At 25.6% G+C, this 20,394-nt stretch carries 20 protein-coding genes; 5 read left to right on the forward strand and 15 right to left on the reverse strand.

What is annotated here, in order from left to right; all coding sequences use genetic code 11:
• Nucleotides 1–7: 7 nt before the first annotated feature.
• The 10 genes from ACYUEW_RS10530 to dapF all read right to left on the reverse strand — a co-directional run bounded on the left by ACYUEW_RS10530 (nucleotide 8) and on the right by dapF (nucleotide 8,264).
• Nucleotides 8–697 (reverse strand): hypothetical protein, encoded by a 690-nt coding sequence (locus ACYUEW_RS10530; protein ID WP_460276716.1) that lies wholly within the window; start codon nucleotides 695–697, stop codon nucleotides 8–10.
• 27 nt (nucleotides 698–724) lie between these two features.
• A complete protein-coding gene (locus ACYUEW_RS10535; RefSeq protein ID WP_460276708.1) occupies nucleotides 725–1,171 on the reverse strand; it encodes a hypothetical protein in 447 nt (148 codons plus the stop codon).
• Nucleotides 1,150–1,590: a prepilin-type N-terminal cleavage/methylation domain-containing protein gene (locus ACYUEW_RS10540; RefSeq protein ID WP_460276709.1), complete on the reverse strand. Its 441-nt coding sequence runs from the start codon at nucleotides 1,588–1,590 to the stop codon at nucleotides 1,150–1,152. Before ACYUEW_RS10540 ends, ACYUEW_RS10535 begins: the two co-directional genes overlap by 22 nt.
• Complete coding sequence (locus tag ACYUEW_RS10545; RefSeq protein WP_460276710.1) at nucleotides 1,587–2,033, reverse strand: prepilin-type N-terminal cleavage/methylation domain-containing protein; 447 nt, start codon at nucleotides 2,031–2,033, stop codon at nucleotides 1,587–1,589. Before ACYUEW_RS10545 ends, ACYUEW_RS10540 begins: the two co-directional genes overlap by 4 nt.
• The gene (locus ACYUEW_RS10550; protein ID WP_042384965.1) at nucleotides 2,014–2,466 is read right to left on the reverse strand and encodes a hypothetical protein; all 453 of its coding nucleotides are present in this window, start codon (nucleotides 2,464–2,466) and stop codon (nucleotides 2,014–2,016) included. The genes ACYUEW_RS10545 and ACYUEW_RS10550 overlap by 20 nt, the downstream gene beginning before the upstream one ends.
• Before the next feature lie 130 nt (nucleotides 2,467–2,596).
• A complete protein-coding gene (locus ACYUEW_RS10555; protein WP_003496336.1) occupies nucleotides 2,597–3,001 on the reverse strand; it encodes a type II secretion system protein in 405 nt (134 codons plus the stop codon).
• 193 nt (nucleotides 3,002–3,194) lie between these two features.
• Complete coding sequence (locus ACYUEW_RS10560; RefSeq protein ID WP_043032410.1) at nucleotides 3,195–4,385, reverse strand: type II secretion system F family protein; 1,191 nt, start codon at nucleotides 4,383–4,385, stop codon at nucleotides 3,195–3,197.
• Nucleotides 4,386–4,521: 136 nt separating this feature from the next.
• Nucleotides 4,522–6,051 (reverse strand): GspE/PulE family protein, encoded by a 1,530-nt coding sequence (locus tag ACYUEW_RS10565; RefSeq protein WP_460276711.1) that lies wholly within the window; start codon nucleotides 6,049–6,051, stop codon nucleotides 4,522–4,524.
• Nucleotides 6,052–6,368: 317 nt separating this feature from the next.
• Nucleotides 6,369–7,442: a hypothetical protein gene (locus tag ACYUEW_RS10570; RefSeq protein WP_163201178.1), complete on the reverse strand. Its 1,074-nt coding sequence runs from the start codon at nucleotides 7,440–7,442 to the stop codon at nucleotides 6,369–6,371.
• The gene (dapF, locus tag ACYUEW_RS10575; protein WP_163201177.1) at nucleotides 7,443–8,264 is read right to left on the reverse strand and encodes a diaminopimelate epimerase; all 822 of its coding nucleotides are present in this window, start codon (nucleotides 8,262–8,264) and stop codon (nucleotides 7,443–7,445) included. It lies immediately after the preceding gene.
• Nucleotides 8,265–8,517: 253 nt separating this feature from the next.
• Between dapF and ACYUEW_RS10580 the strand changes: the two genes are divergently transcribed.
• Both ACYUEW_RS10580 and truA read left to right on the forward strand, forming a co-directional pair.
• Nucleotides 8,518–10,248 carry an Rqc2 family fibronectin-binding protein gene (locus ACYUEW_RS10580; protein ID WP_163201176.1) on the forward strand — a complete coding sequence of 577 codons (1,731 nt, stop codon included), beginning with the start codon at nucleotides 8,518–8,520 and terminating at the stop codon, nucleotides 10,246–10,248.
• Between the two features lie 68 nt (nucleotides 10,249–10,316).
• Complete coding sequence (gene truA, locus ACYUEW_RS10585) at nucleotides 10,317–11,057, forward strand: tRNA pseudouridine(38-40) synthase TruA (protein ID WP_163201175.1); 741 nt, start codon at nucleotides 10,317–10,319, stop codon at nucleotides 11,055–11,057.
• Between the two features lie 365 nt (nucleotides 11,058–11,422).
• Here the strand turns inward: truA and ACYUEW_RS10590 are convergent, their stop codons facing one another.
• Both ACYUEW_RS10590 and ACYUEW_RS10595 read right to left on the reverse strand, forming a co-directional pair.
• Nucleotides 11,423–11,659, reverse strand: coding sequence for a hypothetical protein (locus tag ACYUEW_RS10590; protein WP_265202577.1), 237 nt, complete (start codon nucleotides 11,657–11,659; stop codon nucleotides 11,423–11,425).
• 24 nt (nucleotides 11,660–11,683) lie between these two features.
• Nucleotides 11,684–12,061: an HIT family protein gene (locus tag ACYUEW_RS10595; RefSeq protein ID WP_003485808.1), complete on the reverse strand. Its 378-nt coding sequence runs from the start codon at nucleotides 12,059–12,061 to the stop codon at nucleotides 11,684–11,686.
• A 539-nt stretch (nucleotides 12,062–12,600) separates the two neighbouring features.
• Here ACYUEW_RS10595 and ACYUEW_RS10600 point away from each other — a divergent pair.
• Entirely contained in the window at nucleotides 12,601–14,004 is a 1,404-nt protein-coding gene (locus tag ACYUEW_RS10600) for a glutamate decarboxylase (protein WP_003485807.1), read from the forward strand.
• 336 nt (nucleotides 14,005–14,340) lie between these two features.
• On the opposite strand, the gene ACYUEW_RS10605 is transcribed toward ACYUEW_RS10600, so the two are convergent.
• The 3 genes from ACYUEW_RS10605 to ACYUEW_RS10615 all read right to left on the reverse strand — a co-directional run bounded on the left by ACYUEW_RS10605 (nucleotide 14,341) and on the right by ACYUEW_RS10615 (nucleotide 18,497).
• Nucleotides 14,341–14,682 (reverse strand): hypothetical protein, encoded by a 342-nt coding sequence (locus ACYUEW_RS10605; RefSeq protein ID WP_003485806.1) that lies wholly within the window; start codon nucleotides 14,680–14,682, stop codon nucleotides 14,341–14,343.
• A gap of 502 nt (nucleotides 14,683–15,184) precedes the next feature.
• Nucleotides 15,185–16,894 (reverse strand): methyl-accepting chemotaxis protein, encoded by a 1,710-nt coding sequence (locus ACYUEW_RS10610; RefSeq protein ID WP_163201174.1) that lies wholly within the window; start codon nucleotides 16,892–16,894, stop codon nucleotides 15,185–15,187.
• Between the two features lie 514 nt (nucleotides 16,895–17,408).
• Nucleotides 17,409–18,497 (reverse strand): DUF5667 domain-containing protein, encoded by a 1,089-nt coding sequence (locus ACYUEW_RS10615; protein ID WP_085333314.1) that lies wholly within the window; start codon nucleotides 18,495–18,497, stop codon nucleotides 17,409–17,411.
• Between the two features lie 193 nt (nucleotides 18,498–18,690).
• Here ACYUEW_RS10615 and ACYUEW_RS10620 point away from each other — a divergent pair, with 193 nt between their 5' ends.
• Nucleotides 18,691–19,368 carry a sigma-70 family RNA polymerase sigma factor gene (locus ACYUEW_RS10620; RefSeq protein ID WP_042384959.1) on the forward strand — a complete coding sequence of 226 codons (678 nt, stop codon included), beginning with the start codon at nucleotides 18,691–18,693 and terminating at the stop codon, nucleotides 19,366–19,368.
• Nucleotides 19,368–20,354 carry an anti-sigma-I factor RsgI family protein gene (locus ACYUEW_RS10625; protein ID WP_460276712.1) on the forward strand — a complete coding sequence of 329 codons (987 nt, stop codon included), beginning with the start codon at nucleotides 19,368–19,370 and terminating at the stop codon, nucleotides 20,352–20,354. The genes ACYUEW_RS10620 and ACYUEW_RS10625 overlap by 1 nt, the downstream gene beginning before the upstream one ends.
• Nucleotides 20,355–20,394 lie beyond the last annotated feature (40 nt).

A 20,394-nucleotide genomic window follows, 5' to 3' on the forward strand; every position in this document is an offset into this window, starting at 1 on the left:
TTCTCCACTATATTATTTTTTTATAATCTTTTTCTCTAAATTTTTGTAAAGATACAAAGTTGTATTCTTTTAGCTTATCTTTTATAGAACTTTCCTCTATATTTATTCCATATATAGTATTTAAGTTTATATTTAGCTCTTCCGCTTTTTTTAAAACCCTTTCTATTTTGTGATCTTCCTTTTCCCCTTCATAAATAAAATTACTATAAATTAAATTATTTTCTGAATAAAGTATTATGTAAGTGTATTTTTTATGCTTAAATAAAAAAATATAATTTTTTTCCTTTATATATTCCCTGTATAAATTTAATACAGAAAATTGTATGGAATATATACCTGCTATATTTTCGCACTGTGCCATGCACTTTTTTAATATTTTATTATTGCCTATATTTATACAAAAAATTATACTTTCCATATTAGTTTTATTTTTCTTTAAAATATCATAACTATATAATATATTGTCTATATCACTAAATTCATATATCAATTCATTTTTTATTATTTCATTTATTTTATTTTTGTTATTTATTCTAGGTAATGTTATAAATTTAGCATATACTCTCTCCCCTTCTAGTATTAGATACAATTTTCTCTTTTCCATATTAACTATTTTTATTATATTATTCTCTATAAGACTTTTTTCTTTTAAGCTATTAAATCTCATGTCCTTTAAACATATATTGCTTTTATCCATTTCCAACAAGTTAATATTTTTAAACAATTAATTACTCACTTTCCTTTCATAGGATACATACGCCCTTTTATAAGCTATATTAGAATCCTTAGTAGAAATTTTGTATTTTTCTTGCTTATAAAAAAGTTTATTTTTGTAATAATCTATTATTAAATCTCCATTATAAAAGTAAGCCGAACTATTACTTAAAGTAACTTTAAAATTCTTATCTAAACTTCTTATAAATTTATCCATATTATCTGAATTTATATTATCTATATTGTCATAAAAAAACTTATCTATATAAGATAACACATATTCTCTATCCTTTTGTACATTATTTACTTTGCTTAAAGCTCTAAGTTCCTTACCGCTATTTTGCCACTTTATGTTTTCCATTTTAAGTATGAAGAAACTAGAAAATATACATAAGCAGCCCATAAATAATGCATACAAAAGTATATATCCCTTTTTTATTCTTTTTTTATTAAACATCTTATATATTCTTTCCCTTTCTTTCCTACTATCTTTAAATGTATTACATCACCCTTTTCTTTTACATTAAATTCTTTTACCCCTCTACAGATATTATTAGTAGTAGGAGAATATTTAGCACCATAACTTATAATTATATTTCCAGCCCTATCTTTTCTTATATAGTCATATCCTTTATCATCTGCTCTTTCTACTTTTATAACATCTTCTATAACCTTTGATGATGCTTCTTTATCTAGAACATACTTTATAAGATTAAAAGCTTCTTCCATATAAACAGTCTCTAAGGTTTCTTCCTTTTTAATTTTATAATTACTTGTGTATCTTACAGTAATTTTAATTATATAAAGACTCACTATAGACATAATTGATAATCCTATTAAAATTTCTATTATAGAAAAACCTTTCCTCTTTATCATCTTTTGTACCTACCTTTATAAAATTCACAGTGAACCCTCTTTTTTTCTTTTCTTGCTTCATAATTTAATATTAAATTAACTTTAAAGATCTCTGTTTCAGTAATTCTCATTTCTAAGTAAGGTTCCATTTGGGGTACAATGTTTGTAAATAGCATTTTTGTATCTTTATTTTGGTGAAAATCCCAGTTCATTTCATCTTTATGTATATATATTTTATTTTCTTCTTTCAAATCTTTTAAATCCTCATAAGTAAAATTGTACATAACTTCATTTTTTACCCCCTGTAAAAGTCCTATATATTTTTCTCTTTCCCTATACTCACATTTTATTTTAGAAGCATTTTTGCTAGCTACTAAAGCACCTGATAAAAGCATTATAAATATTGACAAAGCACATAATATCTCTATCATTATAAATCCTTTTTTATCCTTTAAATTCCACATGAGCTGTTCCAACACAAATAGTTACTTTGTGTGTTTTCCCTCCATTATCTTTAAACTTCAAAGTACAAGCATCACTAGTAAAACCTCTATTGTCTATAGCTATTTTTCCTCCTGGCGAATTTACTGACTCTAAAACAATTCCATCTGGAAAATAAAAATCTTCTTTACATATATAGGCTATATTGAATCCCATCTTGTTTTCTTTAATATCAAAATAAATATAACCCTGCTTTTTTTCTTCTCTACATCTTTCTCTAGAATTATTTATAAAGTTCACCAAAGAAATTCCCGTTTCATCTACTGCAATATTATTTTTTATTTTGTTATAGCCAGATATTTTGGTAAAACTAACAGTAAATACTATAATACATAAGCTCATAAAAAACATTATTTCTATTAACGTAAAACCTTTCTTATGTATGTATTTATCCAATACTTTCACTCCTTTTTAAATTTTATGAGGTTATTATTTGTTTAAAATGAAGTTTGTTTTTAGGGGATACTTACTCAAAATATTTAAAAATCCTTTAACAACAATTTTTAAATTGTAATTTTACTTTATGCTATTTAGGAAATATAGTTTTATTATCCTTTTTTACGCTATAACTATTTCCTTCAAGATCTATTTGTACAATATAATTTTCATTATCACTTTTATAAGCAACATCCACTGCCTCTCCAATCTTAGATTCACTGGCTGAATCTACTTTAATTCCTGTAAAAGTTTCTATATCTTCTTTTAAATTGTTACTATTAAAGCTTTCATTGTTTTCGTTATAGCTATTGATAGCTGCTACCTGTATTTGCTTCCCTGTATTTATAGCTTTAGTGTCCTTTGCCTTATCCTTATAAGCTGTGAGTTTTGGTACTAAGAAACTAGCTAACACTAATATTATAGAAATAACCACCATGAGTTCTATAAGTGTAAACCCTTTCTTTTTTTTCATTTTTTTTAGAGTTAATTTCATACATCTATCCTCCTATACTAATAGTTGAAATAATTTATAAATAAGATGATTGTTTTTTATAAATCATTAATACTGTAATTTAGAATACATTTATATAATTCAATTTTATATAAGTATTTCATATAGTTTTAAAATTATATAACCATTTAATATTAGAAATAAGTTATACTATTTGTTTAATTTAAATAGATTTTTAAATTAAGTCCACTAAATTCATCATTGGAATAAACACATAAAGGAATATTATGCATATTATTAAAGACATGAAAATTATTATTGTAGGTTCTATAAGTTTTACACTTACTTTTAATTTTTCTTCTAAATCCTTCTTCAAAATATTATAAACACTATAAAAGCTTTCTTCTAACTTTCCGCTTTCTTCTCCTACACGTACCATTGATAAAAGTATCTTGTTAGAGAAATCACATTTATTTAAAGAAAAGCTTATACTCTTTCCATCTTTTATATTCTTATTTAAATTTTTTATGTTCTCTTTAAATATATAATTATCCGTAATTTCTTCTAATAAATTTAGAGATTTATTTATAGGAATGCCTGACTTAATCATTAAATTCATGCTATTAGAAAAATTGCATATAAAGATGTTTTTATAGATTTGACCTAATATTGGTGTTTTTATTTTTAAATTATCAATTGCATACTTTATTTTGTATCTTTTATAAAAAAATTTGCTACTTAACAAAATAAAACTTATACTTATAAATAATATTCCTAGAATAACATTAAAAACTTTAATTGCGGTAATCATACCTAAAGTCTTTTTAGGAATGTTGCCTCCTAATTCATTAAATATTCCTATGAAGCTTGGAACTACCATATGTATAAGTATATATAACATTATTATAAATGCTATTAGAACTATTACAGGATATATTAATGCATTTTTTATTTCTTTATTAAATTTATATTTATTTTCATAAAAATTTTTCAAATCAGAAAAAACATATTGAATTCTTCCACTTTCCTCTCCTATATATATCATACTCAATAAAAATTTAGGATATATATTACTAAAAGCTCTAAAGCTATTATAAATGCTATCTCCTCTTAATATATTATTTTTTATAGTATAGAGACTATTTTTTACAGGAGTATTATTAAAATCCTCATAAACTATATTTATAGCATCTGTTATGTTTATCCCTGAAGCCATGAGCATATAAAGTTTATTGCATAAAATTGAGCAGTCCTTTAATGTAATTTTTTCACTTCTTATTTTAAATATATTTTTATTAGTTATATTTAATAAGAAATATCCCTTTTCTCTTAATTCTTTATAAATATTAACTTTTTCTTTTTCATTACAGGTTCCTTTTAGTACATTTCCTTTAATATCCTTAGCCTTATAATAAAATAAATCCATATCTATATTTTTATTCACTTCCTTTCTAAAATAAAAATTTTTTTAAATTTAGAGAATTTTCTTATAAATACGTATTGAAAATGAGGCTTAAATCAGCCTAGCTGTTCCTTTGATAAGGATGTTTAGTAGCTAAACTTTATATTATTTTTTGGATTTCACTAAAGGATGTCCTTCCTTGTTTTAATGCTTTATTAATATTTTCTTTTAAGTTATTTTCTAAAAGAATTTTTTCATTATTGTCTTTTACTATATTTTTAATTAAATTCTTTTTTTCTTTGTCAATGTTTATATATTCATAAATAATACTTCTACCTAAATAACCCGTATTATTGCACTTGTGACATCCTCTACCTCTATATAGTAGAAAATCTTCTTTTATATTTATAAATTCTTTTTCTTCTTTTGAGGGTCTGTAAGATTCTTTGCAATGAGGGCATATTTTTCTTACCAACCTTTGTGAAATAATCCCCCTTAAAGCATCACTTAAAATATATGCCTCTATATTCATATCTAAAAGTCTTACTATGGATTCTAAAGCTCCATTAGTATGCAACGTAGATAGAACCAAATGTCCTGTTATAGAAGCCCTTACCGCTACTTTAGCTGTTTCTTCATCTCTAATTTCTCCTACCATTATTATATCCGGGTCTTGTCTTAATATTGACTTTAAGCCTTTTAAAAAAGTTAAATCCCTTTTATAATCTACATTAACTTGATTTATACCAGCTATAGTATATTCTACCGGCTCTTCAATAGTTATTATATTTTTTTCTTTGTTGTTTATATATTGAAGCATAGAATATAAAGTTGTAGATTTACCACTGCCTGTAGGTCCAGTAACCAAAATTAATCCATTAGGTTTTTTAAGCATTTTTTCTATATTTTTTCTATCTTCTTTTAAAAATCCTAAGGAATTTAAATCTGATATTTTTTCATTTTTATATAGTATTCTTATAACTAATTTTTCACCATATACTGTGGGCAATGTGGATACTCTAAAGTCATTATTCTCCCTATAATTATTTTGTATTTTACCATCCTGGGGGATATTTTTTTCTGCTATATTCATATAGCTCATTATTTTTATACGAGTGCAAATAGACATGTAAATTTTTTTGGATATTTTTTTGAATTCTATTAGAATACCATCTATTCTAAATCTTATTAAGGCAAAATCTTTGAAGGGTTCTATATGTATGTCACTAGCCTTTCGCCAAACAGCCTCTTCTATTATAGAATCTGTTAACTTTATTATAGGTCCTTCTAACTTTTTTTCTTTATTTTCTTCATAAGGTATAACTTTTTCTTCCTTTATTCCTTGGGCATTATATTTTTCTTCATAATTTGTATAGAATCTCTTTATAGCTCCTAGAATATCTTCTCTATTACAAAGTACTATTTTTATATTTTTACCTGTAATAAAGGATATTTTATACAAAACCTCTTCTTTTAAATAACTTGAAGATGCTATATATAATTGTTCATCAATTATTTTTAGTGGTAATATATTATGTTTTCTACAAATATGGTCTGGTAATAATTTTAGTAAAGATGACTCTACCCTTAAAGTACTAAAGTCTATATTCTGACACTGTTTTTTAACTCTTAGTTCTTTAGAGTTTGGAATAATTTCATCTAAATCTAGATGATTCATAGAAAAGCTCATATTTAATTCTCTCCTATACTAATTTTTCAAAATTTATCTATATTATAGACACATATATAAAAAGTAAACACTTCCCTTCGAAATATTAATTTAGTACTACTTTATATATTATTTCTAACTAAAACTTCACTTCAAATTTAAAAATAGATTTAATTTTAATATAGCAAAGATAAAAATATATACGTAATAAACCATATGAATAAGCCTTAGTAGTTCTTAATTCTGACTGTAAAAAAATAAAAAGCTATAGATAATTAAAGATCTCCATTTCTTAAACTTTAATTGTCTATAGCTTATATTTAATTTGTTTTTTTAGATTACTTTTCTCCCATTATATAATAAGAATTTTCTTCATCAGACATTATTTCTACTGCATCATCTTTTTCTTTATAAACATATATTTCATTTAAAGGCTGTTCTTTTAAATCCTCATAACCAGAAAAATATATATTACCATTTTTATCTGAAACAATACCACCATTTATATCTATTTTAGGTGGAAAGTCATAAGTAAGCTTGGTTAAATTCAATGTATTTCCATCAATTTTATATAAATAATCTTTGTTTTCTAAATCATTTTTCCCTAGAAAATACATGTTTTTTGCAGATTTTGTTCCTTTATATATTAGGCTTACTTCTTCACTTATTTTTTTGAAACTATTATCTTTTTTATTATAGTAAGAAAGGTTAATTTTATCTCCCTGTCTACTTAGTAAAAGCACATCATCCCCATTAGGCATAAAATAAGTACAAATACCCTCTATATTATCTACATATACCTCTTCTTTATTTTCTTTAACATTATATTTATATATTTTAGCTTTATTTTCTTTTTCAGAATTTATTCCATAATATAATATTTCATCTTCATTTAACCATTTAAAAAGATTTCCTGATACCAATACATCACTTTTTATTTTTATTTCTTTTCTATTTTCCAAATCATATATTTTCATGCCTTCTGCACTTTGCAGAGAATCTTTTTTAAAGGATCTATAGGCTATTTTATTACCTTCCTTTGAAATATCTACATCTGATGCTGAATAAAAGTTATCTAAAATTGTTTGCTTCCCATTCTTTATTATAGTTATTTTGTTTTTGTTAAGCTCATTACCCTTTTCTATAAAATTTGTAAAAACATAAGTCTTATTTTTATTATTATACTTTACATCTACCACATCTTTGGTTTCCATAGTTTTGTCTATATCCCCATTTTCAATATTATATATATCTGAAGAGTCTTTTTCTCTTTTTAATGCTATTACTTCTGTGAATTTAGGGATATCTGCCTTTTCACCTTCTGATATTCTGTGACTTTTACACCCAACTAAACCAATAACTAAAAAAACTATTATAAAATATCCTATATTTTTAAAGCCTTTCTTAAACATTTATACATCTATTTCCCCTCTAAAACAAATCTCCGCAGGGCCTTTCATAAAAACACCCTTTTCTTTAATTTCTATGAAAAGTTTCCCACCAGGCAATATTACCTCTGTAGACTTTCCTGTATAACCTAATAAATTAGCTGCTATAGCTGATGCACAACTTCCAGTACCACAAGCTAAAGTTTGTCCTGCACCCCTTTCCCAGGTTTTTACCTTTATTTTATTTTTATCCACTACCTCACAGAAGTTTACATTAGTTCCCTCCTTAAATAGAGGTAATGTTTCTATATTTTTACCTTCTCCTATATCATATTCATCTAAGTTGCCAAATATTATAGTATGAGGTACTCCCATATGAAAGGCTGTTATGGAATATTCCTTATTATTTTCTCTAATACTTTTATTTATTATTTTTTCCTTTTCATTAGATATCTTTTCTCCTTTAAATATAGGCTCTCCCATATTAATCGTAATATATTTTACTTTATCCTCTTCAATATCTAAAAAAGCTTCCTTTAATCCATCTCCTGTTTCTATTATCATAGGATTTTCTTTTACTATAGCTTTTTCCCATACATATTTTGCAAAGCATCTTATACCATTTCCACACATAGAAGCATAAGAACCATCTGCATTTATTATTACCATTTGTATTTGAGCATTTGTATTACTTTCCCTTACAAATAAAATACCATCTGCCCCTATACTAAAATGTCTATTACATAATTTTTGTGCTAATTCCTTTTCTTTTCCTATAAGCTCTCCCTTTCTGTCATCTAAAACTATAAAATCATTACCGTTTCCAGTCATTTTAGTAAACTCCATACTTGTCACATCCTTTACATTATCACTTATAATTATTTTTATTAATAGCTTTTAATCTTACATAAAATATAATTTTATTTTAGTTTAATTTCCTAAAAATAAGTTTACTACGACAGTGTTTTAATATCAATATACAAAATATAAACTTTATTTTAAAAAATTAAAATGGTATACTAATATAAGTTTAATAGCCTTTAATATTAGCATATATTGCTATATACATTATATTATACCATTTTAAGGAGGAATATTTATGGCTTTAGATGGGATTTTTTTATTTAGTATAATAAATGAAATGAAAACCAAAATATTAGATGGTAGAGTAGATAAAGTAACTCAGCCGGAAAAGGATGAAATAGTTTTATCCATAAAAAATAATAGAAAAACTTACAAACTTTTAATTAGTTCTAGTGCTGTATACCCTAAAATACATTTTACGGATATTCCTAAGAAAAATCCTATGCAGCCTCCTATGTTTTGTATGGTTCTTAGAAAATATTTAAATTCTTCTAAAATAATAAATATAAGACAATTGGATACTGATAGAATAGCATTAATAGATTTTGAAAGTGCTGACGAAATGGGGTTTAATAGCATATATACATTAATTATAGAGATTATGGGAAGGCATAGTAATATAACTCTAGTAAGAGAAAGGGATAATCTAATAATGGATAGCATAAAACATGTTACCCCTGAAATAAATAGTGTAAGAAATCTTTATCCCTCTATAGAATATGTATATCCACCAGCCTCTTTAAAACTAAGCCCTTTTAATTTTTCACTAGAGAATTTTAAAAATTATATAGAAAACAATAATGTAAAGCTTAATAAAGCTATGTTTTCTAATATTTTTACGGGAATCGCAAGACCTTTTTCCAAGGAAATTTTTTATAGATTAGAAAAAGAAAATAATCTAGAAATTACTTTAGAAAACATGGATGAAATATATGTTGCTACAAAAAGTATATTTGATGACCTAGAAAATAAAAATTTCTCTTTTAACTGTTATTTAGATACGGATACTGTAAAAGATTTTTATTGTGTAGATCTTCATAGTTTGAATAACTTTAAAAATATACACTATGAAAGCCCTTCTCTTCTTATAGAATCCTTTTACTTTCAAAAAGATAAGGCAGATAGATTAAATTCTAAAAGCTCTGATCTTAATAAATTAATGAATTTAAACATTGAAAGATGCGAAAAGAAGATTAAAATATTAGAAGGGAATTTAAAAGACTGCGGTGAAAAAGAAAAATTCCAAATATGTGGAGAAATTTTAACTGCTAACATATATGCTCTTAAAAAAGGCATGGATAAAGTAAATCTTTTAAATTATTACACTAATGAATACATGGATATAAAGCTAGACCCTAACAAAAATCCTTCTGATAATATACAAAAATACTTTAAAAAATACAATAAGCTAAAAAAGACTGAAGTTGCAGCTAAAGAACAAATAGAACTTACTTGTGATGAGTTAAAATATCTAAATTCCGTTTTAACTAGTATAAAAAATGCAGATAGTTATGATGATATAGATGAGATAAAAAGAGAACTTATTGAAACAGGCTATATTAAATTTAAAAAGAAAAATAATAAAAAGATAAAAAATACAAAGCCCCTACACTTTATTTCCTCAGATGGCATAGATATTTATGTAGGAAAAAACAATATACAAAATGATTACCTAACATTAAAATTTGCTAGCAATCATGACATTTGGATGCATACAAAAAATATACCTGGCTCCCATGTAATAGTTAAAAATTTCCAAGGAAATATTCCAGAAAAAACTTTAGAAGAAGCTGCCACCTTAGCAGCCTTTTATAGTAAATCTAAAGACTCTACAAAGGTTCCTGTAGACTACACAGAAGTTAAAAATGTTCACAAGCCCAATGGAGCAAAACCAGGTATGGTTATATACTACACAAACAAAACCATATTTATAGATCCAAAAAAGCCTGATTTAAAACAAATTTAGAAAAGATTAAAAAGTAATATCTAAATAAAACTAATTATCTAAATATATTTGTAAAGGAAGTACTAAATATGACTAATATAAAATTATACATACAATACGATGGTTCTAAATATAACGGTTGGCAAAAGCAAAAAGAAAATGACAATACTATTCAAGGGAAAATTGAAAATGTACTTTCTCTTATGACAGGAGAAGATGTAAACCTAATAGGTTCTGGTAGAACAGATGCAGGCGTACATGCAAATATGCAGGTAGCTAATTTTCATACAAATTTTCAAGGTTCTACAAATGAAATATTAAACTATTGCTATGAATACTTACCTAAAGATATTGTAGTTTATGACGCCTTTCATGTAGATGAGAGATTTCACTCTAGATTAAATGTTAAAAAGAAAAAATACACCTATAAGATTTGTAATAAAAAACTTCATGATGTATTCTCTAGGAAATACTCTTATCATGTACCAGAAACTCTAGATATAGAGGCTATGAAAGAAGCTTGTACTTATTTAGTAGGAAGACATGATTTTGCATCTTTTACTGCAGCAAGATCAAAAAAGAAATCCACTGTAAGAACTCTTTATAGCATAGATATTATAAAAAAGGATGGCTATGTAGATATAGTATATTTAGGTAGTGGATTCCTACATAAAATGATAAGAATATTAACAGGTACCCTTATAGAAATAGGATTACACAATCTAAGCCCTATGGACGTAAAAACCATACTAGAAGCAGAAGATAGAAGAAAAGCAGGCTCTACTGCCCCAAGTCAAGGATTATTTATGACCAGTGTAACCTATGAATAATTAATAAACATTTAGAATATCTTAAAATAAAATAGATTTAATTTTCATATAGCAAATATAAAAAATACAAGTAATAAACATATAAATAAGCTTTAGTGGTTCTTAATTCTTTGGGAATTAAAAATTTTTATAATTCCTCACGGACATGAAAAGCCGGTGGTGAAATCAATGATAGTGTCTCCATGAGGTAGAAAATTTTTAATGGAGCCAAATTTAGAGCTACTTAGCCAAATAAATTAGTTATTACATGTATTTTTTATGTTTACGGTGTTAAAATTAAATCTATTGCCTAATTATTATCATCTTTTCACAGCCTTTGATATTATAGAATACTTCCTCTTTTAAATATACTGTACTCAATTATATTAATCTTTCATTTCCTTTAACATTACCTGTTGAACTGGTATTACAGCAATATTTAAATTTCTTTCTGTAACTAAATATTTTTTACCATCAATAAGTAATGTATAATAATTAACTATTTGACACTTTTTCCCCTGATTGTTTAAATACTCACAGGTTGCCTTTATTAAATCCTTTTGATTATAATATCTCTCGTCTAATTCTATTACAAATCTATTTGTTAAAAACGTATTAATCACCTCCTCTTTAATATTACATAATTTTTAACCATCATATTCTATTAGAGGAGTTTTTAACTTTCTTATTCCTCCTCTAGGATTTACTACATCACCTTTATATCTTGGAATAAAATGAATATGAAGATGCATTATAGTTTGTCCAGCATCATATCCTATATTTACCCCTACATTGTATCCTGCTGGTTCATACTGAATATCTAGCATTTCCTTAACTTCGTGCATAAGAGAATAAATTCCTTTTACTTCTTCCTCTGTAGCTTCAAAAAAACTTTGAAAATGTCTTTTAGGAATTATTAATGTATGTCCTTCATTTACTGGAAATTTGTCTAATATAGCAAACGCAACTCTATTTTCTGCTATTATTTCTGTAGGATTATAATTACAAAATACACAATTGCTCATGGATTATATTTAGTGAGAAAATGTACAATAATTATCAAACCCTCACTAAAACTCACCTCTCTTCTTTTTATACTATTTTTTGAATATAACACTTTGGTAACTATGTTGATAATTCATCATTATTGTATTGATAAATTATTGTTATATTTAAAGTACATACCTAATTATACCACTATAAATATAAAAATTTTATCTGTTCAAATTTATACATTGCTTATTTTTTGTTTTATCTTTTAAATAAACTTTTTTATATAAAATGACTAAATCTTATATACTTATTTTTAAAAAAATTTAATAACCATTTTATCTAGTGTACATATTATAATTGAACATAAGAAATAATAAACCTACTTAACTTAATAAAAACAATGACTTTATTCTAATATATGAAGGAATACTTTCATATTTGCGGAGATTTGAAGCATAAATGGCTTTGCATCATTCTTTCTTTACTATTATAATATTACTAACAATTTGTTTTTTTTGAAATTTTTAACAAATTAATTTTATATATTTAACTTTAAGGAGGTTTTTTTATTATGCTCTACTCTTCGAAAAACAAACAAAGTAATGATACCTATGCTACCCCCATTTTTGGTATTACTAAGGATAACTACTCAATTCCTAAGTATAAAATTAATGAAAATTCTATTGCACCTGATATAGCCTATCGTATGATTAAAGATGAACTTATGAATGAAGGTAACGCACGCTTAAATTTAGCTACTTTTTGTCAAACCTATATGGAAGATAAAGCTACCAAACTTATGGCCGAAACCTTACAAAAAAATGCTATTGACAAGTCTGAATACCCACAAACCGCCGAAATAGAGAATCGCTGTGTTAATATTATTTCAGATCTTTGGAATGTCCCAAAGGATATGAACTTCTTAGGTACCTCTACTGTAGGTTCTTCAGAAGCTTGTATGTTAGGTGGCCTGTCTATGAAATTCCGTTGGCGTGATCAAGCTGAAAAATTAGGTATTGATATTAATAAGAAGAAACCTAACTTAGTAATATCATCTGGTTATCAGGTATGTTGGGAAAAATTCTGTGTATATTGGGATATTGAAATGCGTACCGTTCCTATGGATGAGGATAATCTAAGTTTAAATATAGATAAAATTCTTGATTATGTAGATGAATATACTATAGGAATTATAGGTATTTTAGGTATAACTTATACAGGTAAATTTGATGATATTAAGGCTTTAGATGATGCCATTGAAAAATATAATAATGAGCATGATATGAAGGTATATATTCATGTAGATGCTGCCTCTGGTGGCTTTTTCACCCCATTTATTAATCCAGAAATTTTGTGGGATTTTCGTCTTAAAAATGTAGTTTCTATAAATGCATCCGGTCATAAATATGGATTAGTTTATCCAGGAATAGGTTGGATTCTGTGGAAAGATCAAGAATATCTTCCTAAAGATTTAATATTTGAAGTAAGTTATTTGGGTGGCAAAATGCCAACCTTAGCTATTAATTTTTCTAGATCTGGAAGCCAAATTATAGGACAATATTATAATTTCCTACGCTTTGGTTTTGAAGGATATAAAAAAATTCATGAACGCACAAAAGAGGTAGCTATGTATATTTCCAAAGAGCTTGAAGCTACGGGATTATTCAGTATATATAATGATGGTAGTAATCTTCCTATAGTTTGTTATAAACTAAAGGAATCATCTAATGTAAAATGGAATCTTTATGACTTATCAGATAGACTAGCTATGAAAGGCTGGCAAATACCAGCTTACCCTCTCCCTGAAAATCTTAACCATATAATAATACAAAGAATAGTTTGTCGTTCAGATCTAGGATATAATTTAGCAGAACTATTGATAAAAGATTTTAAAACAGCAATAAATGATTTAAATAATGCTCATATATTATTTCACGAAGAAGAAAACCAAGGTATTTATGGATTTACTCATTAGTATAAAGAAAACATCTATAGATTAAATAGATGTAATTTAAATATAGAAAATATAAAGGTACACTGGTAAACCTATGAATAAACTCATAGGAATAAGTTTGGGTAATTCTTAATTTTATCCAATTAAACAATCCTTCTAATTTATCACAGTATGTGATAAGCCGGTGGAGAAGTCCAAGATTAGTTCTCCACCGGTTAGAAAATTTTTAATAAAGCTAGATCTAGAGCTCTCATTAGGGAAATGACTTAGTTTATGAAGTGTATTTTTATATATTGGCCATGTAAAACTATACCTATTTTAGGAAAATATCTTATTTTATTACAATCAGTTTTATACTTAAGATTTATGCATTACTAATTTTTTAATTTCCATTCCTAATTCTTTCATATCCTCTCTTAATAACTTCCAACATTCTTTTGTATTTAGATTTTTTGAAGAATCCTTTTTTACATAAACTCTTACAATCTGTTCAGGATTGTTATCCCATTTATAACAATAGAGTACTACATCTCCTACCTGTGATTCTAATCTATTTTGTAATATACTTGGAGAATTTTTAACAGTAAATACAAAAACCTCATAGTCCTTATATCCTTCCTTTGATAGAGTTGACTTCTCTTTTACTCTTAAGTCTTCTGTATCTTCAATACAAATTTCTTTAGACAAATTTGCATACATAAAAAAGCCCTCCTTAAATATACTAATTATTTTTTAGTTGTTTTTTAGAATTTATATTAGGTAGGTAAACTTTATAATTTATTTATTACTTATATTATAATACATAATCTTCATTTTTACTTGAAATTTTAGAATTAATTTTAATTTTTAAAAAATTTAGAATTTTTATCCTAGTAATAAAAGCCCATAGTCGTTCTATAAAATTCTATAAGCTTGTTCTTAGATTAATTATTAAAGATCTTTTAAATTAACAGAGCATTGACTTTATAAGTAAAAAAATTTAAGCTCATAGATAGCTTGTTCATAATAAAGGAACAAATTTTCTATGAGCTTTATAATGTAAAACTTAATTATGATTAAACTTTAACTCAATCAAGATTTTAGTTAAACACGAATATAAGATGATTATAACTTGAAGCCCCAAATTTCTAGTAAATATCATCTAAATAAGCATAAGAATATTCTACCTGGTAGCCATTAGAATAAAAAACTAAATTACTCTTTAAATCTTAAATTTAGAAATTTCTTTCTTTAGTTTGTTAGCGCTTTCTTCTGATTTTAGAGCTTCTTGAAGTACATCATTTGATTTATTATTTACTTCTAGTATTTTACATGCAATGTCTGTAGTACCTCCGGCACCTTCACTAGCAGCTTGTGCTACTCCATCTACAGTTTTAACTACATCCTGCAAAGATGCTAAAAGTTCCTCTGAGGTTGAACTAAAATCTGTTACAAGAGTATCAACAAAGCTAGCATCTTCGCTATATTTGTCTGCTACACTTAGCATAGTCTTATAATCATTATCCATATCTGTAGACACAAAAGTTAATAGATTACTTGAACTATCGGAAAGATTTTTTACCGATTCTATTACTTTAATTGTTATATTTTGTATTTCTGTTACCGTATCCTTTGATTGTTCCGCAAGTTTTCTTATTTCATCAGCTACAACTGAAAAACCCTTTCCTGCTTCTCCAGCCCTTGCGGCTTCAATAGCTGCATTTAATGCAAGAAGATTTGTTTGTGATGTTATTTCCATTATAGATTCTGAAAGTACATTTATCTGTTCTACAACCTTTGAGGATTCTATAGCCCTTTCAAGTTCTATTTTTGTATTTGCAAATATTTCCTTGGCTTTTTTTTGAGAAGCTTGTACATTTTCTTTTGTTTGTTCTGCTCTCTCATTTATTTCTCCAGCCTGAGTAGCGCCTGCCTGGGATTTTTGTGCAATGGATTCAATAGCTTTTTCTATCTCTTGAGAAGTTGCTGACATCTCTTCTGCTGAAGCTGCAGTTTCTTGCATATTAGAAGAAAGTTCTTCTGTAGTCGCAGAAACCTCCTCTACATCATTATTTAAATCTGTAACATTAGTTTTTATACTATCTACAACAATTTCAATGCTATTTGCACTTTCATTAACGGTTTTAATTATATCCTTTATATTTTGTATGAATTTATTTAAACTTTTAGCAAGATCATTTATTTCATCCTTAGAATTAACTTTTATTTCTTGAGTTAAATCTCCACCTCTTTCAGATAATTCATCTAATTCTCCCTTTAAAACATTTAAGGAGTTTCTTATACCCTTAATAATAAGCATTCCTAAAACTCCACCTATAACAGATAATAATACCATTAAAGTTAAATTTATTTTCATGGCAGTATCAAAATGCTTATCCCCTTCTAAACTAGCCTTTTCTGTTTTGTTTTTATTAAACTGAGCTAATTTCAATAAAGAATCTGAGGCTCTATCAAAGGATTGTTTAGATTCTTCTCTCATTATCTTTGCAGCTTCCTCTGTTTTTAATTGTCTACTTAAGCCTATTACTTTCTTATTTTGTTGTAAATATTCATTCCACTCCTTTTCTACAGTATTAAATAACTCTTCATCCTCTTTTGAATCCACTGTTTTTTTGTAAAGAGCTAAATATTTTTCTATTTCCTTACTTTTTTCCTCCATTTCTCTTTCTTTTTCATTCATCATTTCTGCATTAGTAGAAATAATATGATCATATTCTAGTATTCTAAGATCTGAGGTCATTGTATTTAATTCCTCGGAATATACCATGGCAGGTACCCATTTTTTAGAAATTTCAGTAGACTTTTCATTTACATTATCCAAATTTTTTATTGAATATCCTCCCATATATACAATTGCACCTACTAATATAGCGACAAGAAAAACTAGTTTACCCTTTATCGTTTTTACCAATTTTATTTCCTCCTTATTGTTTTATTCTTTATTCCATGGCTGCCTTTGTAGCCCCCTATACTTTAAATACATAATTTGTAAACGTACAATTAAATGTATTGATTATAAATAAATCCTACCTGAACCTAAAAATATTATAGTTTTAAAATTAGCAATACTACAATTATATGTAATAGGAGGATTAATATCAATACTTTGTAAAAAAAACTATAATAAAGTCTTTTATTGTAAACTATTGCAAACTATAAATTAAAAATAATTCGCTATTTTTAATAACTTTAATAATATAAAAAGGTACATTTTTGTGAATTTATCATTTATTGTCCCTATATTATTGTTATTCTACTATTTATAATATTTTTAATAATATTTTTAATCTTTTTTATAAATATTAAATAGTAAAATTTCCAAAAAAAACTCCTTTCTAGTTTTATAATTTAAACTAGAAAGGAGTAATTAATTTTAAATTTTCAATAAATCATACATAATAAAATAATGAATACTCTATATTATTTTATTTATCACCTTTGTTCTCTTTAGAAGATTTTTCATTTACTTTTTCTATTTTTTCTTTATTATTGTTAGAATTAACTTTTTGTACTTTTTCCACTTTTTCTTTATTTTCTATAACCTTATCAGAGGTTTTATTATTTACCTTTACCTCTGAAGCTTTATTTAAATCTGGATTAGTACTATTAACTTTTTGTTTATTACTATTATTTTCTTTAACCTTATTCTCTTTTGTATTTGTATTTCTTTGTATATTATCTTGCTTTTGATTTACTTCAGTATTGTCGTTTTCCTTAACTTCATTATTGCTTTTTACTTTATCTTTACTGCCATTATTTTTTACAATTTTATCTTTTTTATTATCATTAGTTTTCTTCTTTTCTTTAACTATTTGTTTTTTATTTTCTATTGCTTCATTTAAAGCTTGCTTTTTCGCATTGTAAACTTCTTCAATACTTTTAAGTTCTTCTTCTGCTTTCTTTATGGCATCTGCATCACCTAAAGCTTGTGCTTCCTTTAAAGCGGCCTTTGCTTTATTATAATCTTTTTTAGCTTCATTAAATTCATGTCTTTTTTCTACCATAAGTTTTACTGCTTCTTTTTTATTTTTTTGCATTTCTATTACAGTTTCTATATTTTTTCTAGCTTTATCCGGCAATTTATCTTTTATATCCTCTAATACTTTTATAGAATTCTCTCTATTTTCAACAATAATATCTTGTATATTATCTATACTTTCCTCTAATTTTTCTCCTTTCTTTGTATCTTGTTCTAATTCTTCTACGGTATTTTCAACTTCTTCTACCGTATTATTATAATCCTTCAAAGTTTTTTCTACTAATTCATCTTCGTCCTTTTCAGCTAGAACCTCTATTTCTCCAAGTCTTTCATTTAATATATCCAATAATTGTTCTGGCTTATCTTTATCAGCTGCTAAATTTAAACTTATATTTTCAAAGACTGTATCTATGTTATAAAGAACACTATCTGGAGTTATACCCGCTTCATCCTTTAAAGATACTGTTCCTTCTGCCTTTACACCACCTCCCAAAAATATTAAAGCTGAAATTGTTAATATGAATATTCTTTTCATTATTTATTCCTCCTTATGTAAAATTTTTATCTTTGATTATATTTACGATCAAAAATAATTCTTTAAGGGGGTAATATTATAAATAAATCTTTTTTAATACTTAATAAATAAAATTACTAATTATTACCCCTTAAAAAATATAGTGAACCTCGTATATAATATTATGAGACTTTCTAAGATTAGAGGTGAATATATGGAGCTAGATTTTTTAAGAAAGGAAAATAGAGATAAATTCATAAAAGATAGTATGAATTTTATATATAAAACCACAAATAGGATTTGCAAAAAAAAATTAGATCGTAAAAATGATGATGAAATAAGTATTGCTCTTATAGCTTTTAATAAAGCTTGTGATACCTATGATAATAAAAAGGGAAGCTTTTTTACCTATGCCTCCGTAATAATAAAAAATTCCTTAATAGACTTTTTCAAAAAGTCAGATAGAATTCCTTATTTAATTTGGAGTGAAGATGATGACTTTAATGCTATTGATAATAATGTTTCCATAAATAATTTTAATATAGCTTCAGAAAATTCTATAAGAATGGAAGAAATAAAATTATTAAATGAAGAACTAATGAAATATAAATTATCTTTTAAAGATATTGCAGAAAGTTGTCCAAGACATAAAGATACTAGGGATAGCTTATTAAATATAGCTTTAGCTTGTATACATACTGAAACCATAGTTTCCTATTTACAAAATAAAAAACAACTCCCTGTTAAAGAGATATGTTTACTTACAAATAGTAAAAGAAAATTAATAGAAAACTGGAGAAAATATTTAATAGTACTAATTATAATATTATCTAGCGATGATTACTCCTATATTAAAGGATATCTTAATATTGAAAAGGCAGGTGATAATTGATGAATAAAAAAGGAATAGTAATGGAAATTCATAAAAATAAAGTTGGCATATTAACCTCTAGTGGTGAATTTATTTATGTAGCAAATTCTACTGTTTCCCCTAACCTAGGTGAAATATATGAATCTGAGGAACTTAAGTTAAGATCCTCTGCCTATAAAAATATAAAAAAGTTTTCTCTTATGGTAGCTTCTTTGCTCATTATTTTTATATGTTCTATATTTATAAAGACTTATACTACACCAGTTTCTTCTGTAACTATAAAAATAAATCCCTCTATTAAATTACAGGCAAATAGATGGAACAAAGTTATTAATGTTACTCCTTTAAATGAAGACGGTACTAATTTATTAAAAAGCTTAAATCTTAAAAATAAAGGCTTAGAAAAAGGAATTGATTTAATACTAGAAGAAGCTAAAAAGGAAAATTATATAAATAATGATTATAAAAACAGCCCTAAAGCCATATCCATAAACTTTACTGGAGATACTTCTAGTTTAAACCTTAGTAATATAGAAAATAACCTTAAAAATTTAAAGGTAAAGTACAATATAAAAAGCTCTCAGGGTATTAAAACAAACTACAATAAGGATAATATAAAAGCAAATGATAATAATAAAACAAAACATAATAATAATAAAACTCCAGTTAATAAGGACAAGAATCTAAAGGATAATTATAAAAATAATAATTCTATTGATAAAACTATATCCAAAGATGTAGATTCTGAAACAAAAAAATACAATGGAAATAAAAAAAATAACATTTCTAATAAAGAAAATAATAATATGAAAAATAATGGAAATCGTAATAATACTAAAGAAAAGTCCAATAGCAGTAATCCTAAAACTTCAAATACTATACAAAATAATTCAACCAATAAATCACAAAAAAATAAAGTGGAAGTAGATAAAAATACTAAAAAAGAACTGCCGTCTGAAAGTAAAAACGGAAAAACTATAAAAGGTAAATCAGGAAGTCAAAAATAATATAATTAAAATACTGCCTAAAAATAGAGATTATAACTTC

The organism is Clostridium sp. CTA-1 (genome assembly GCF_054768215.1).